The following is an 867-nucleotide window of genomic DNA, read 5'->3' as shown; positions in this document are numbered from 1 at the left end:
TGCAACTGCTGGGCGACGGCGTGCGCGACCTGCTCGATCCCCGGCTCCAGAAGGCCGCGTGATGCCGCAATGCCCCCCGATCACCCCTGCGCGCCTGACGGTGAGCAACTTGGGCGCGAGCTTTCCCACGGGCGACGGTCTGGTGCGTTCGGTGGCCGACGTGAGCTTCTCCATCCAGCCCGGAAAGACGACCGCGCTGGTCGGCGAATCGGGGTCGGGCAAGTCCGTCACCAGCCTTGCGCTGATGCGCCTGCTGCCCCGGTCCGCGAACGTGCAGCTCGGCGGCAGCGCGGCGTTCGTGACGCGCGAAGGCCGCACGCTCGACCTGCTGCGCATTCGCGAGCGCGAGATGCGCGCGCTGCGCGGCAACCAGCTGGCGATGATCTTCCAGGAGCCGATGAGCAGCCTGAACCCGGTGTTCCCCGTCGGCGAGCAGATCGCGGAAAGCGTGCGCCGGCACCAGGGACTCGGGCGCAGGGCGGCGCTGGCGCACGCGCTGCGCATGCTCGATCTGGTCGAAATCCCGGCCGCAGCGCAGCGCCTGCACGCGTACCCGCACCAGCTCTCGGGCGGCATGCGCCAGCGCGTGATGATTGCGCTGGCGATGGCCTGCGGCCCGACGCTGCTGATCGCCGACGAGCCGACCACCGCGCTCGACGTGACCGTCCAGGCGCAGATCCTGGAACTCATGCGCCGGCTCCAGGCGGAGACGGGAATGAGCATCCTCTTCATCACGCACAACCTCGGCGTGGTCGCGCAGCATGCCGACGACATGGTCGTTCTCTACGCGGGCCGCGTGCTCGAGAGCGCGTCCGTGCGCGCGCTGTTCGCGCGGCCCGCGCATCCCTACACGCAGGGCCTGCTGGC

1 protein-coding gene is annotated in these 867 nt (G+C 70.7%); it reads left to right on the top strand.

All coding sequences use genetic code 11. The features are described from left to right. Positions 1 to 61: 61 nt before the first annotated feature. Positions 62 to 867, top strand: an 806-nt coding sequence (locus VTU_RS0124695) for an ABC transporter ATP-binding protein (RefSeq protein ID WP_010110531.1), incomplete at its 3' end; no start/stop codon positions are given.

The organism is Verminephrobacter aporrectodeae subsp. tuberculatae At4 (genome assembly GCF_000193225.1).
GTDB classification, from domain to species: Bacteria; Pseudomonadota; Gammaproteobacteria; order Burkholderiales; family Burkholderiaceae_C; genus Acidovorax; species Acidovorax aporrectodeae.
This window is presented reverse-complemented; position numbering and strand designations above follow the sequence as displayed.